The 13,343-nt window shown below is 64.1% G+C and carries 14 protein-coding genes; 5 read left to right on the forward strand and 9 right to left on the reverse strand.

Annotated features, from left to right (window positions below; all coding sequences use genetic code 11):
• Positions 1 to 92: 92 nt before the first annotated feature.
• A complete protein-coding gene (locus EJ070_RS34105) occupies positions 93 to 1,025 on the reverse strand; it encodes a DnaJ C-terminal domain-containing protein (RefSeq protein ID WP_126095259.1) in 933 nt (310 codons plus the stop codon).
• A gap of 118 nt (positions 1,026 to 1,143) precedes the next feature.
• Entirely contained in the window at positions 1,144 to 1,608 is a 465-nt protein-coding gene (locus EJ070_RS34110) for an RT0821/Lpp0805 family surface protein (RefSeq protein ID WP_126095260.1), read from the reverse strand.
• Positions 1,609 to 1,648: 40 nt separating this feature from the next.
• Here EJ070_RS34110 and pdxH point away from each other — a divergent pair, with 40 nt between their 5' ends.
• Positions 1,649 to 2,266, forward strand: coding sequence for a pyridoxamine 5'-phosphate oxidase (pdxH, locus tag EJ070_RS34115; RefSeq protein WP_126095261.1), 618 nt, complete (start codon positions 1,649 to 1,651; stop codon positions 2,264 to 2,266).
• 22 nt (positions 2,267 to 2,288) lie between these two features.
• Here pdxH and EJ070_RS34120 read toward each other — a convergent pair whose 3' ends face one another.
• From EJ070_RS34120 to EJ070_RS34135, 4 genes are read right to left on the reverse strand one after another with little or no spacing between them, the layout of a single operon-like run.
• On the reverse strand, positions 2,289 to 2,858 hold the full coding sequence (locus tag EJ070_RS34120) for a hypothetical protein (RefSeq protein ID WP_126095262.1): 570 nt from the start codon (positions 2,856 to 2,858) through the stop codon (positions 2,289 to 2,291).
• 10 nt (positions 2,859 to 2,868) lie between these two features.
• Complete coding sequence (locus EJ070_RS34125) at positions 2,869 to 3,447, reverse strand: hypothetical protein (protein WP_126095263.1); 579 nt, start codon at positions 3,445 to 3,447, stop codon at positions 2,869 to 2,871.
• A complete protein-coding gene (locus EJ070_RS34130; RefSeq protein WP_245464765.1) occupies positions 3,444 to 4,001 on the reverse strand; it encodes a hypothetical protein in 558 nt (185 codons plus the stop codon). Before EJ070_RS34130 ends, EJ070_RS34125 begins: the two co-directional genes overlap by 4 nt.
• 28 nt (positions 4,002 to 4,029) lie before the next feature.
• Positions 4,030 to 5,355, reverse strand: coding sequence for a hypothetical protein (locus EJ070_RS34135; RefSeq protein WP_126095265.1), 1,326 nt, complete (start codon positions 5,353 to 5,355; stop codon positions 4,030 to 4,032).
• Between the two features lie 245 nt (positions 5,356 to 5,600).
• On the opposite strand from EJ070_RS34135, the gene EJ070_RS34140 reads away from it, so the two are divergent.
• Positions 5,601 to 6,233 carry a LysE family translocator gene (locus EJ070_RS34140; RefSeq protein ID WP_126095266.1) on the forward strand — a complete coding sequence of 211 codons (633 nt, stop codon included), beginning with the start codon at positions 5,601 to 5,603 and terminating at the stop codon, positions 6,231 to 6,233.
• 5 nt (positions 6,234 to 6,238) lie between these two features.
• Here EJ070_RS34140 and EJ070_RS34145 read toward each other — a convergent pair whose 3' ends face one another.
• Both EJ070_RS34145 and EJ070_RS34150 read right to left on the reverse strand, forming a co-directional pair.
• Positions 6,239 to 6,994, reverse strand: a complete 756-nt coding sequence (locus tag EJ070_RS34145; RefSeq protein ID WP_126095267.1) for a crotonase/enoyl-CoA hydratase family protein — start codon at positions 6,992 to 6,994, stop codon at positions 6,239 to 6,241.
• 26 nt (positions 6,995 to 7,020) lie between these two features.
• Complete coding sequence (locus EJ070_RS34150) at positions 7,021 to 8,787, reverse strand: acyl-CoA dehydrogenase family protein (protein ID WP_126095268.1); 1,767 nt, start codon at positions 8,785 to 8,787, stop codon at positions 7,021 to 7,023.
• Positions 8,788 to 9,217: 430 nt separating this feature from the next.
• Here EJ070_RS34150 and EJ070_RS34155 point away from each other — a divergent pair, with 430 nt between their 5' ends.
• Together EJ070_RS34155 and EJ070_RS34160 are read left to right on the forward strand one after the other, a co-directional pair.
• The gene (locus EJ070_RS34155; RefSeq protein ID WP_126095269.1) at positions 9,218 to 9,454 is read left to right on the forward strand and encodes a hypothetical protein; all 237 of its coding nucleotides are present in this window, start codon (positions 9,218 to 9,220) and stop codon (positions 9,452 to 9,454) included.
• Positions 9,455 to 9,530: 76 nt separating this feature from the next.
• On the forward strand, positions 9,531 to 10,691 hold the full coding sequence (locus EJ070_RS34160; protein ID WP_126095270.1) for a glycoside hydrolase family 25 protein: 1,161 nt from the start codon (positions 9,531 to 9,533) through the stop codon (positions 10,689 to 10,691).
• Between the two features lie 21 nt (positions 10,692 to 10,712).
• On the opposite strand, the gene EJ070_RS34165 is transcribed toward EJ070_RS34160, so the two are convergent.
• Complete coding sequence (locus tag EJ070_RS34165) at positions 10,713 to 11,555, reverse strand: AraC family transcriptional regulator (RefSeq protein WP_126095271.1); 843 nt, start codon at positions 11,553 to 11,555, stop codon at positions 10,713 to 10,715.
• Positions 11,556 to 11,802: 247 nt separating this feature from the next.
• On the opposite strand from EJ070_RS34165, the gene EJ070_RS34170 reads away from it, so the two are divergent.
• Positions 11,803 to 13,269 (forward strand): alpha-glucosidase/alpha-galactosidase, encoded by a 1,467-nt coding sequence (locus EJ070_RS34170; RefSeq protein WP_126095272.1) that lies wholly within the window; start codon positions 11,803 to 11,805, stop codon positions 13,267 to 13,269.
• Positions 13,270 to 13,343 lie beyond the last annotated feature (74 nt).

Here is a 13,343-nt window from a genome sequence, read left to right on the forward strand (position 1 = left end):
AGAGTGTCTGTTTTGTGTGGAGCCCTATCGCACAGGCACAGAGCCCCTTCAAGCGTCGAAAACAGACTGGCTTGCGGAGAAAATTGCCTCGATCAGCCTTTTCGGCGGCGAATCAGGGCTTCGAGATCGGCGTCTCCGCCCTCCGGCAGCATCAGCCGCACATGCGCGTAGAGGTCGCCGTGACCGCCTGCTTTTTCCGGCAAACCTCTGCCCTTCAGGCGCAGCACCTTGTCCGAACTCGACCATGCCGGGACGTTGACCGCGAGCTTGCCGGTCGGCGTCTCGACCGCCACCTTGGCGCCGAGCACCGCGTCGGCCAGGTCGACGGGCAGGTCGACATGCAGGTCGCGGCCTTCGATGCGGTAGCGCGGATGGCGGCGGATGTGGATCTTGACCAGCGCGTCGCCCGGCTGGCCAGGCCCTTGCTCGCCCTGGCCCTTGAGGCGGATGGTCTGGCCGTCTTCGACATAGGCCGGAAGCTTGACCGCCATCTTGCGGCCGTCGGGGAACATCGCCGTCACCTTCTCGGCAGTAGCTGCCTCTTCGACGGTGATATCGAGCGTGACGTTGAGGTCCGCCGCCTGCACCGGCTGGCGACGGTCGCCGCGGCCTGCGCCGCGCGCGCCCGAGAAGGCATCGCCGAAGATCTGGCTGAAGATATCGCTGTTGCCGTCGAACGGATCGCCGCCGGGCCGTCCCGTGCGAAATTCGAAATGCTGCGCGCCGCCGGGGCCCTGCTGACGACGGAACCCGGCGAACGGATCGCCACCGCCGGCCGCACCCTCGAAACCCTGGAATCGCGGCTTGCCGTCGGCGTCGATCTCGCCGCGATCGTAGGCGGCGCGCGACTTCTCGTCGCCGACGATCTCGTAGGCCTGGTTCGCGGCGGCAAAACGGTCCTTCGCCTTCGGATCATTCGGATTCTGGTCCGGATGATGCTTCTTGGCGAGCTTGCGGTACGCCGATTTTATTTCCTTGGCCGATGCGTTCTTGGCAACGCCCAGCACCTCATAGGGGTCGCGCATGCTTCCTGCCTGAACGAGAGGATGAGTCCACAATTGTCCCCTATATGCGCTCGGATAGGAAGAAATTCCAGTGGCGCAACAACGATCCGTGACCGAAAATCAGCGCCCCGAGCGAAATTCAGAGCGCCTTGAACTCCTGCATGCGCCAGCCGCCGGCGCCGGCCATGCAGAGCTCGCCCTTGTACAAGGCGACGCCATCGAAGCTCTCCCTGGTGGCGGTGAAGCGGCGGCAGGTCAGGGCGCCATCATTCAACTCGACAAGTTCGGTGATCGCGCCGCGCGAACCGGTGCCGGCATTGGCCCACGGCACGGCCTGGCCGCCGAGTTCCTGGATGTCGGCGGAGGAGACCGCGTTGCCGATGGTGGTCTGGTCCGAATCGGTGTCGCTGCTTGCCGGCGGGGCGGGAGAGGAAGGCGTGCTGGAAGTGACGATCGAGCGGTCGACCTCCGCTTTCTCCAGGCTGAAGCCGCCGGCGCCGCAGCCTGCAAGGGGAAGCGCCAACGTCAGCAGCGCAGCCTTGGCGCTGGCCGAAGCGATAACGCTCCATTGCCCGCTGTCAAAAGCTTGCGCAATACGCGACAATCGGCGAACTCCTCCCGCAGTGTTAAAAATTTGGAAAACTATGAACGAAACCGAGTTAACAAGCAGTGACTTCACCGAGGCGGCGGAGCCGTTCCGGCTCTTTGCCGCATGGCTGGAGGACGCCACCAAGAGCGAGCCCAACGACGCCAACGGCGTGGCGCTGGCAACCGTCGATGCCGACGGCATGCCGGACGTACGGATGGTGCTGCTCAAGGGGTTCGATGAAAAGGGATTTGTCTTCTACACGAATTTCGAGAGCGCCAAGGGCCGCGAGATTCTTGGCAGCATGAAGGCAGCGATGTGCTTCCACTGGAAATCGCTACGCCGCCAGGTGCGCGTGCGCGGGCCGGTGGAGATCGTCAGCGACGCCGAGGCCGACGCCTATTATGCGACGCGGCCGCGCGGCAGCCGCATCGGCGCATGGGCCTCGAAACAGTCGCGGCCGCTGGAAAGCCGCTTCGCGCTGGAAAAGGCGGTGGCCGAATACACGGCACGCTACGCGATCGGCGAAATCCCGCGGCCGAAGCACTGGTCGGGCTTTCGCATCGTGCCGCAGACGATCGAGTTCTGGCACGACCGCCCATTCCGGCTGCATGACCGCATCATGTTCTCGCGCAACGCCAAAGGCGGTTGGGACAAGACGCGGCTGTACCCTTAACCTTCGAATGCCCGCTGGAAAATCAATCCTTCTCCAGTTGGAACAGCAGGAAATGCGGCCGCTCGCTGGCGACGCCGACGGCCGGGCGTATGGACTTGGTCGCTTCCTTCGGCACCAGGAACGTCTCGCGCAGGTTGAGCGTGTCGCCGCTCTTGGCGCCGGAGAAGATCGCCGAAATGCAGGTCTGCACATCGTCCGTGGTTTTCGGCGACGCGATGGATGTCGGCGACCAGCGCCGGCCGTGCTTGTCGATGAGCATCACCTTGCAGCCGAGCCATCGGTTCTGCAGATCGGGATCGCCGATCTTCACTGAGAAGTCGGCCAGCACCGGCACCGAATCCGGCGGCAGGTTCGACATGCCGAAAGCGCCGCGCAGATCGGTCAATTTCCAGTCGCTGCCGCCGAAACGGGCGCTTTCGCCCCAGGCGACGCGGCGCGGGAAGAGGTCGTTGCCGCCAAGCAGCGCTTTGACGCTGTCATAGGACCCGATGGCCAGACCCAGCGGGACGAGCAGGACGAGCGACCAGAGGCTGCGCCGGCGCCGTTTCCGCTCGATCGTCCCGCTCTCTCGATCCAGACCCTGTGCCGTCATTCGATACCCCTCAGATCGGCTGCGTCATATCCAGCGTGTCGACCGTGCCGGGCGGCAAGCCGTCGGGCCCGATGGCGACCGCCCCGAGCGATATCACGGCCTGGGAGTCGAGCGCGGACATCAGCTTTTCCGAAATCAGCAAAGTGGCATCGCTGACCTCGTCCGGCCGCAGCTCGAAGATCAGCCTCGCCTTTTTTGGCAGGCCGGGGTCGATGGCCACGGGAAGCAGTCCATCGGTGAAGGACAGCCGCTCGGTCTGGTCATAGGTGAGGCCTGTCGTTCCGCGCCACGATGCGACCGCCACCGTCGTCGATTGCGCCCGCGCCGCGAACTCCACGGTGACCACGGCCCAGATGCCGCCGGTGGTCAGAACCATGCTGTCGCCGAACCTGTCCGCTTTCAGCTTGCGGGCGAACTCCACCTTTTCGGCGCGGACCTCGAAGCTTCGCCCGACGACCGTGTCGCCGAGCTCGCCCCGCGCGGGGATCGGCCCGATCAGGTCGCCATAATGCGGCTTCGATACTTGCAGGCCGTAGCAGAGCGACACTGCGGCGAGCAGCAGGACGACGTTGGCAAGCTTGCGCATCATGGCCGGATATCCGCGATGTCGGGCCCGCTTCCAATGGGCAGCTTCAGCGTCCCGATCGGCGTCGGATTGAACCAGCCGGGCAGGCCGTGGAGATTGTCGCGCTGCTTGTAGGTCTCGCGGATGACCGTCAGTTCGAGGCTCGCCGGCGGAGCCGCGCCGTCCGGCAATTGCCAGATGTAGGCCATGCGCTCCGGCATGCCGGGGTGCAGTTCCGGCGACAGCGTGGAATCTCGCGTGAGGACGATGAACGGTTTCGTCGCCGGATCGATCGTTGCCCGGTTCGCCTGCAGGACATCGAAATAGTCCTTTGTCGATTTGGCCGTCCGGTTGGTCATTTCGAGCTCGAGGACCAGCGCCTTCGCGCCAGGCTTGAGCGGTACGCCGTAGAGGTTCCCGCCTTCGGCGGCATACGCTTTGAGCGGCCTCAGCAGCCATTGACCCGTTTCGATCGGGCTGGCGGGCGCCAGAACGGAAAGAGGCTCGTGCCTTGCGCCGAAAGCGCCCATGACACCGGCGACTGCAATCGCCGCTGCGGTGCCGATGCCAGCGACCAACAAAGCTTTCAGGCGAGAGCGGGCGTCTTCAAGCATTCTGGGCACCGACTTCCGCGCCGTCCGGGGAGCCGGCTGGTTGAGCATCTTCACTGGTCCGGCGCTTCGGCAGCGCGAATGCCGTTTCGAGGATCGCGGCGAGGAAGCAGATCCTGAGCGGTTCGACAAGAATGCCGGTCGAAGAGTCCTGGAACGGGCTGCCGAAGAGCAGCGAGACGCCATCGGAAAGCACCTGCCAGGTATCGAGCTCATGCGGACCGAATAGCCGTGTCATGCCGAGCCAGGCCCAGGCCGCCAGCCAGTCGATCAGGCGATAGCCGACGATCAGCGTGACGACGAGCACCAAGCCCGAGCTCAGCGTGATGCGCACGCTGTTGGCGATCGGCAAATAGCGCGAGCGGTAGCCGGAGATGAAGTGCTCGACGAAGTCGCGCAGGAATCTCGGAATGGCGCGATAACGCTCGCCGAAATGTTCGGCGCGCCGGTGCATGCGCATCAGTTCCTTGTCGTCGCGCACGTCGTAGCCGTAGATCAGCGCGGCGAGCACCAGCCAGATCACCGGCAGGAGCATGTAGAAGAACAGGTCGACCAGCCTTTTGGTCGTGTCGATGGAAGTGACCTCCACGGGAACCATCGGATCGGCAAAGGCGCTTGCGATCGGATTGGCCATGCCGTCCGCCGCTGCCTGCAGCAAGGAAAAGATATTGCGGCTCATGATCCAGTCGACGACCTCGTCCTTCCAGCGCGAGATCACATAGAGACCGATGAAGATCCAGTTGGTCTCGCAGATGACCACGACGATCTGCCAGAAGGAGCGCGATCGGCCGCGCGTCTGCATGCCGGTGGCGAAGCGCCGGATCAGCCAGGAGATGACGACCGAAAAGACCAGCCAGCGCGAATCGAGCACATCGAGAACGTTGCCCTCCCCTCCGCCGAAAGGAGCCATGTCGAGCGCGACGCGCGAATACTGCCGCACCGTGTCGCCGAGAAAGCCCCAGGCGGCGTAGTAGGCGAAAAAGGGCAGCAGCGCGACCGTGATCATGCGCGCCAGCGGCGTGCCGCCGATGCGTCCCTCGCCCGAGCTTTCGCCTTGAGCCACCTGCTGCGCGGCGCGCGTTGCCGGCAAGGCCGGCAGCAGCGTCTGGAACATGGCGACGGTGACGATGAGCTGCGTCAGCGCGACCAGCGTCAGCAAGGCGAGCCCCGCCATATGGTTGACGAGGGCGGTGCGCGCGGCGATTTGCATGAACAGGTCGCCGAACACGATGCCCAGTAGCACCATGGCGATCAGTTGCGGCCAGAAGCGCCACCAGAGCTTGAAGGTCAGCGCCAGCGGCTTTGCGGCATCGGCAAGCATGTCGAGGCGTTCAATGCGTCAATGAACGCCCTCCAATCGCTCCGGCAGATCGATGGCTGCGTTTCGGGTCATGTCCTCTCCATTTCACGAGCCCCCGCCAAGTATAATCGGGACATAGAGCGGATCGGATCGGTTTGACACCCCTGCACCAACCTTTAGGTGAAATTGGCCGGCTACCTCGTCTTACGCTTGAAGCCATTTCCGGCCATACTATTGGAAAGACTTCAGGTCTTGGGAGAGACTGCATGGCAATCTTCCTGGCATTCCTTGGCGTCTCGATCATGGTGATCGTGACACCCGGTCCGGATACCGCGATCACCATCCGCAACACCTTGCTCGGCGGCCGCTCCGCAGGAATTTTGACTGCGCTCGGTGTCGGCTGCGGGCTGACGATCTGGGCGCTGGCGACGAGCGTCGGCCTTGTCGCGCTGCTCACTGCTTCCGAACCGCTTTTCCTGGCCGTCAAATATGCCGGCGCCGCCTATCTGATCTATCTCGGCATGCAAGCCCTGCGCGAAGCCATTTGGCCGGTGCAAAGCCATCATGCGCAGGCGCCGACCGTACCGCATACCCGGCTTGCCCCGGTCGCCGCGTTCCGGCAGGGCTTCATCAGCGATCTCGGCAATCCGAAAATAGCCGTGTTCTTTCCGAGCCTGTTGCCTCAATTCGTGCCGGCGGGACAGCCGTCCTTTCTGTCGCTGCTGCTGCTTGGCGTCGTCTTCGCACTAATCACCTTCAGCTGGCTGACCATCTATGCAACGGTTGTCGCCAAGGCCGGCGACTGGCTGCGCCGACCGAATGTGCGCCGGATCGTCGAAGCGGTCAGCGGCACGCTACTGATCGGCCTCGGCATCCGCATCGCGGCCGAGCAGCGATAGCTCGGTCAGCTCGCCTTTTTTCGCGTCATGAAAGAGGTGAGCGCGGCGCGCGCCTCATCCGACTTCAGCCGCTCGCGGAAATGCTCGCTCTCCACCTTGATGCGGGCGACGAGTTCCTCGCGCGGCTCACGCATCAGGTCGCGGGCGATCTTCAGCGCCTGCGGCGGCTTGGCCGCGATGTCGTTGGCGGCGGCCAGCACCGCGCCTTCCAGCGCGTCTTCCGCGACCACGTCGTAGATCAGGCCGGCGGCATTGGCGCGCTCGGCCGAAAAACCTTCACCGAGACCAAGCAGCGCGAAGGCGCCCTGCCGGCCGAGGATCCGCGGCGCCAGCAGGCTGGAGCCGGCCTCCGGCACGAGGCCGAGATCGACGAACGGCGTGCGGAAGAGCGTGCGCGGCGTGGCGAAGGTCAGGTCGCAATGCAGGTTGAGCGTGGTGCCGATGCCGACCGCGATGCCGTCGACGCCCGACACCATCGGCTTCTCCGCCTTGGCCAGCGCCATCAGAAAATCCCAGACCTCGTTGCCACCCTCGCCGCCGGTAGCGACGACGAGGAAGTCGGCAAGATCGTTGCCGGAAGAAAAGGCGCCGGGCACGCCGAGGAAGACGTGGACGCGAACCGCCGGATCGGCGTCACCCTCGACAAGGGCGGCCGACATTTTCGCGTACATGGCGCGCGTCAGCGCGTTCTTCTTGTCAGGGCGGTTCATGCGGATGATCTGCACTGCGCCCTGGCGCTCGATGAGGATATGGTCGGTCACGATGGTTCCTTCGAATGACAGGCTGTTCAGGCGATCAGCGCCTTGCCGGCGGCGGCGAGGCTGTCGGCGCCGTCGATGATGCGTTCCTTCAGAGCGCGCGTCTCGCCAAGCAGGTTCTCGGCAAAGAAGCGGCAAAGCGGAACCCGGCCACGGTCGGCAAGGCCGCCCTGCGCCAGATAGGCGCCGCCGGCGGCAAGTGAGATCAGCCGAAGGTAGGGCGTGGCGCCGGCCATTGCGGCATCGGCCTTGCCGTCGGCCATCAGCCTCTGCAGGAAACGCGTTGCTTCGTCGAGATCGGCGAGCGCCCGATCAAGGTTGTCGGCGGTGCGGCCGAAGCCTTCGATGTTTGAGGTGCGCACTCCATCGGCCACCGCCTTCAGTTCGCCGATATAGCGATGCACATGCTCGCCGCCGCCGAGCGGCAGTTTTCGCGAGACGAGGTCGATCGCCTGGATGCCGTTGGTGCCTTCATAGATCGGCGCGATGCGTGCATCGCGATAGAGCGCTGCCGCGCCCGTCTCCTCGATGAAACCCATGCCGCCATGCACCTGGACGCCGAGCGAAGCGACCTCGACGCCGACATCGGTGGAAAAGGCTTTGGCAAGCGGCGTCAGCAGATTGGCGCGGTCGCGCCAGGTGGCGGCGGCCTCGCCCTCGGCAACGCGGGCGCGGTCGATGGCATGTGCGCAGGAATAGCTGATGGCCCGCGCGATCTGGGTCAGCGCCCGCATGGTGAGAAGATTGCGCTGCACGTCGGGGTGATGAACGATCGGCGCCATGCCGGACCCCGAATAGTCCGACGCCTTGCCCTGGCGGCGCTCGTTAGCATAGGCGATCGCCTTCTGCGTCGCCGTCTCGGCCACCGCCACGCCCTGCATGCCGACGGCAAGGCGGGCGTTGTTCATCATCGTGAACATGCAGGCGAGACCCTTGTTCTCTTCGCCGATCAGCCAGCCGATGGCGCCAGGCGTCATGCCCTCAAAACCGTCGCCATAGATCATCGTGCAGGTCGGCGAGGCATGGATGCCGAGCTTGTGCTCGAGGCCGGAGCAGAAGACGTCGTTGCGGGCGCCGAGCGAGCCGTCCTCGTTGACCAGGAATTTCGGCACCAGGAACAGCGAGATGCCGCGCGTCCCGGCCGGCGCGTCGGGAAGTCGCGCCAGCACCAGATGGACGATGTTGTCGGTGAAATCGTGCTCGCCGTAGGTGATGAAAATCTTCTGGCCGAAGATGCGGTAGGTGCCGCCGCCGGCGGGCTCGGCGCGGCTGCGCAGGGCCGCGAGGTCAGAGCCTGCCTGCGGCTCGGTCAGGTTCATCGTGCCCATCCACTCGCCGGAGACGAGCTTGGCGAGGTACTTTTCCTTCAGCGCGTTGGAAGCGTGCTTGTCGAGCGCTTCCACCGCGCCCATGGTCAGCGTCGGGCCGATGCCGAAGGCCATGGCGGCGGAATTCCACATTTCGAGCGCGGCGACGGCGAGCATTGTGGGCAGGCCCTGGCCGCCGAATTCCTCCGGCCCCGACAGCGCGTTCCAGCCACCTTCGATCCAGCGCCGGTAAAGCTCCTTCCAGCCGGGTGGCGTGGTGACGGCCGCATCCTTCAGCACCGCGCCATGCTCGTCGCCGATCTTGTAGAGCGGCGCGACTTCCTCGCTGGCGAAACGGCCGGCCTCGGCCAGGATCGCGTCGACCAGGTCTTCGCCGAGATCGCCGAAGGTGCCGGCATCCAGCGCTGGCTTCAGCCCGGCCACATGCTTCAGCGTGAAGGCTATGTCCTCGACCGGTGCGCGATACATGACTGCTCCTCCTCCGTTTCGGCCAACCGTAGTCGCGTGGCCGAAGCGAGGCCATCCACCTTTGGGCCGGCCCGCATCTTCTTTTTACGTAAACGTCAAACTTTGTCACGCGGATTTTGCGGAGGTGGGACTTCGTCATCCACGGGCGGAGCGGGAGCGAAGCGGACGCGCAGACCCGAGGATCCATTCCGTGACCTCGTGCAAGGGCTCAGCGGAGCAGAATTCCGGATCGTCGAAACGCCTCAACGTCACGGAATGGATTCTATGGTCTACGCGCGTCGCTTCGCTCCTTGCTCCGCCATAGAATGACGACGTCGCGAAGGCCATGACCAATTTTCAAGGCTGCAATTGCCGCTCAAAATTTCTACGACGAATTACATCCGGCTGGTATGATCCGCGAGTTGTCGACCAAAGCGCACCGGAATATCCCATGCTTGCCAGACCTGACGCCTATCGCTGCATCGAATGCGGCCTCCCCTATCGGGCCACGGGCTTCTGGTACCATGAGGGCAAGATGGAGCATGGACCGGCCTACTGGTCGGACCTCGGCATATTCTGCTCGCCGCAATGCTCGCTGGCACATCACAAGAAGCGCGCGGCCGAAGGCACGCTCTCGCAGGAACCGGCACCCGATCCGTTCGAGGTGCATTCGCTGTTTCGGCGCTGAACGCCGGCCGGCCTTGAAAGCACTTCCTTAACCATAGCGGTTCAGGATCGTCCCCTGGTCAGTGGGGACACCCTGATTGAAACAGCCGGCGCGCCCTCTTCGCCGCCTGGCGCTTCTCGCGGCGGCGGTTGCGCTGGGCACGGCGGCACAGGCCTCGGATTTCTCCGAGCCTTGGAAGAACGCCGACCGCGCGCTGGTGATCGACGCCTACGAATACAATTCCATCGACTGGGCTGAGCTCGCTACCGACAAGCGCGTCGTCGGCTTCATCAACAAGGCCTCCGACGGGCTGCCGCCGCCCTATTTCTGCTTCGGCGGCGAAACCGACGTCAAGCTCTGCAAGGCGCTGTGGAAGCGCTACGCGGTGACGCGCGAGCTGTTCCAGACGCGCAAGGTGGTGGCCAAGGCGCTCGGCCTGAAATGGGGCGCCTATCATCTTGCCCGGCCCGGCAACCCGGTCGAGCAGGCCAACAATTTCATCGATTTCGCCGAGCCCGCGCCGGACGATCTCATTGCCCTCGATCTCGAGGGCAACGATCCCGCGCAATGGATGTCGCTCGAGGACGCGGAAGAATTCGTGCGCCAGGTGCACCGCCGCCTCGGCCGTTTCCCTGTGCTCTACTCGAATGGCAAGACCGCCCAGTACATCGCCGACAACCGCTACACCTATCGGCTCTTGTCGCGGCTGCCGCTCTGGTACGCCCGCTACAAGCCGGACATCGGCGTGCATTTCCCGATGGGCAACTGGCAGGGCTACGCGCTCTGGCAGTTCTCGGCGCAGGCGAATTGCGGCCGTTTCCGCTGCCCCTATCGCGTGCCCGGCACGCCGAACGACATCGACGTCAGCGTCGCGCCGATGAAAGCCGACGAATTGCGCCAGCAATGGGCCTTCGGCGGGCTGATCGACGTGCCGGCGGATTACCTCGCCTCGATCCCGGTGCCGGTCCCGCGCGCAGCGGCGCTGGCCGGCAAGGTCACCATCACCTATGCCGACGTCGCGACGCCACCGACTTTCGAGGAGATGGTGGCGGTGCTCGGCGCGCGCTGGGATAAATTCCGCGACGGCTTCCGCATGCCGGTGGTGAAGACCGTGCCGCAGCGCCCGAGCTTCGGCATCGTCCAGTATGTTGCGTGGATGCGAGCCGGGCAGCGAACGCCCGAACAGATCGACGCAGCCTTCGCGGCAGCCGACCCGGTCAGCACCGCATCGACGACACTCGATCGACCCCGCCACTGACCATTCGAGGTCAACTGCCCTTCAGCGATGGTTGCCGCGACTGGCATACATGCCGGTGGTGCGAAACTGCGTCGGGTTGATGCCGTAGCAGCGGCGAAAGACCTTGGAGAAGTAGTTCGCGTCTTCGAAGCCGCAGAGGACCGCAACCTCCTTGACCGGCAGGAAATCCGCTTTGGTGAGCAGCTTCGCCGCACGTTGCAGCCGTTGCTGCAGCACGAATTCGGCCGGCGGCAATCCTTCGCTTTCGGCAAAGCAGCGCGAGAAATGGGCACGACTGAGGCCGCTGATTTCTACCAGATCCGCCACCGGTAGCGGCTTGTCGAGATTGGCGTTGATGTGGTCGATGACAGGCTGCATGGCGCTCTGCTTTTCGGTGAAGGCATGCGAGCCGAAGATATCGTCATAGAGCGCCATCGCCGCTTCATAGGCGATCGCCGAAGCCGCGCCGGGCGAAGCGGCTCCCTTGATGAGGCGCAGACTGCAATCGGCAAGGTGATCGATGGTCGCCGGCTGCAGCCGGAATACCGGCCCCGAGACACTGAGGATCGACTTGTGGATGCGCAGCGCCTCCTCGCCGTTCATCGAGATCCAGAAATATTCCCAGCGGTCGCCCTTGGCCAGCCAGTAGCGATGGTTGTGCGGCACCAGCACCAGCAGCGTGTCGTTCGCCTGCAGGCGGTAATTGCGGCTCTCGTAGCGCAACTGACCGGTGCCGCTGATCGTATGCTGGAGAACCGTGAATGGCGTCTGGCCGCGCTTGCGGCCGTCCCAATCGTAGGTCTCGTCCTCGCGCAGCTCGTAGCCCGTGCTGGTCGGCATGGCATGCAGACGCTGGCGGCCGCGCGGCAGCGAAATCGTCCGCATCAACTTTCCGTTGGCGATCAGGTCCTGCAGCACAAAATTACCCTCGAAAGCATAATCCTTCTCTGGCCGCGCCTGCGAATAAGCGCATAATCCGGCTCCTCAAGAACGGGAAAGACCCGCGGTCGAGGAGCGGGCGGGAGGAGAAAAGCCGGATTTCCGGCTTTGAATAGCATGCGCGCGCTGGCGTGCGGCCATATCCTCCCTTGCTGCTCCTTGCCTAACATTCGATTGCATCGAGGTGAAGGTGATGAGTTTCAAAATCGCTATCATTGGCGCCGGCAGCGTCGGTTTCACCAAGAAGCTGTTCACCGACATTCTGTGCGTGCCCGAATTCAAGGACATCGAATTCGCGCTGACCGACATCAGCGAGCACAATCTCGGGATGATCAAGGCGATCCTCGACCGGATCGTGGAAGCAAACAAGCTGCCGACCAGGGTGACAGCGACGACCGACCGCCGCAAGGCGCTGGAGGGCGCACGCTACGTCATCAGCTGCGTGCGCGTCGGCGGCCTCGAAGCCTATGCCGACGACATCCGTATTCCGCTGAAATATGGCATCGACCAGTGCGTCGGCGACACGATCTGCGCCGGCGGCATCCTCTATGGCCAGCGCAACATCCCGGTGATCCTCGACTTCTGCAAGGACATCCGCGCGGTCGCCGAGACCGACGCCAAGTTCCTCAACTACGCCAACCCGATGGCGATGAACACATGGGCCGCGATCGAATATGGCAAGGTCGACACGGTCGGCCTCTGCCACGGCGTTCAGCACGGCGCCGAGCAGATCGCCGAAGTGCTCGGCGCGAAATCGCCCAAGGAACTCGACTATGTCTGTTCCGGCATCAACCACCAGACCTGGTTCATCGAATTGCGGCTGAACGGCCGGCCGATCGGCAAGGACGAATTGATCGCCGCTTTCGAAGCGCATCCAGTCTATTCGAAGCAGGAGAAGCTGCGCATCGACGTGCTGAAGCGCTTCGGCGTCTATTCGACCGAGAGCAACGGGCATCTGTCGGAATATCTGCCCTGGTACCGCAAGCGCCCCGACGAGATCACGCGCTGGATCGACATGTCCGACTGGATCCACGGCGAGACCGGCGGCTACCTCCGCTACTCGACCGAGACCCGCAACTGGTTCGAGACGGAATATCCGCAGTTCCTCGAAGCAGCGTCGAAGCCGATCGACCCAGCCAAACGCTCCAACGAGCATGCCAGTCACATTCTGGAGGCGCTGGAGACCAACCGCGTCTATCGCGGCCATTTCAACGTGAAGAACAACGGCGTGATCACCAACCTGCCGCAGGACGCCATCATCGAGTCGCCCGGCTTCGTCGACCGCTTCGGCATCAACATGGCCGCCGGCATCACGCTGCCGGAGGCATGCGCGGCCACCTGCATATCCTCGATCAACGTCCAGCGCATGTCGGTGCATGCGGCGATCGCCGGCGACATCGACCTCTTGAAGCTCGCCGTGCTGCACGACCCGCTGGTCGGCGCGGTGTCGACGCCGGAGGAGGTCTGGCAGATGGTGGACGAGATGGTCGTCGCCCAGGCCGCATGGCTGCCGCAATACGCCAATGCTGTTCCGGCGGCAAAGGAGCGGCTTTCGAAGTCCAGGGTCAAGACCCGCGAATGGGCGGGGGCTGCGCGGCGCAGCGTGCGCTCGATCGAGGAATTGCGCGCCGAAAAGGCGGCACTCAAACAGGCCGGCTGAAGCTCGTGCATGGAGGCGGCCCCGGGAGGCGGGTCTGCCAGTTCAGCCGTCTGGAATAACGGGCCGAAAGCAGA

Source organism: Mesorhizobium sp. M1E.F.Ca.ET.045.02.1.1 (genome assembly GCF_003952485.1).
In the GTDB taxonomy this organism is placed as follows: domain Bacteria; phylum Pseudomonadota; class Alphaproteobacteria; order Rhizobiales; family Rhizobiaceae; genus Mesorhizobium.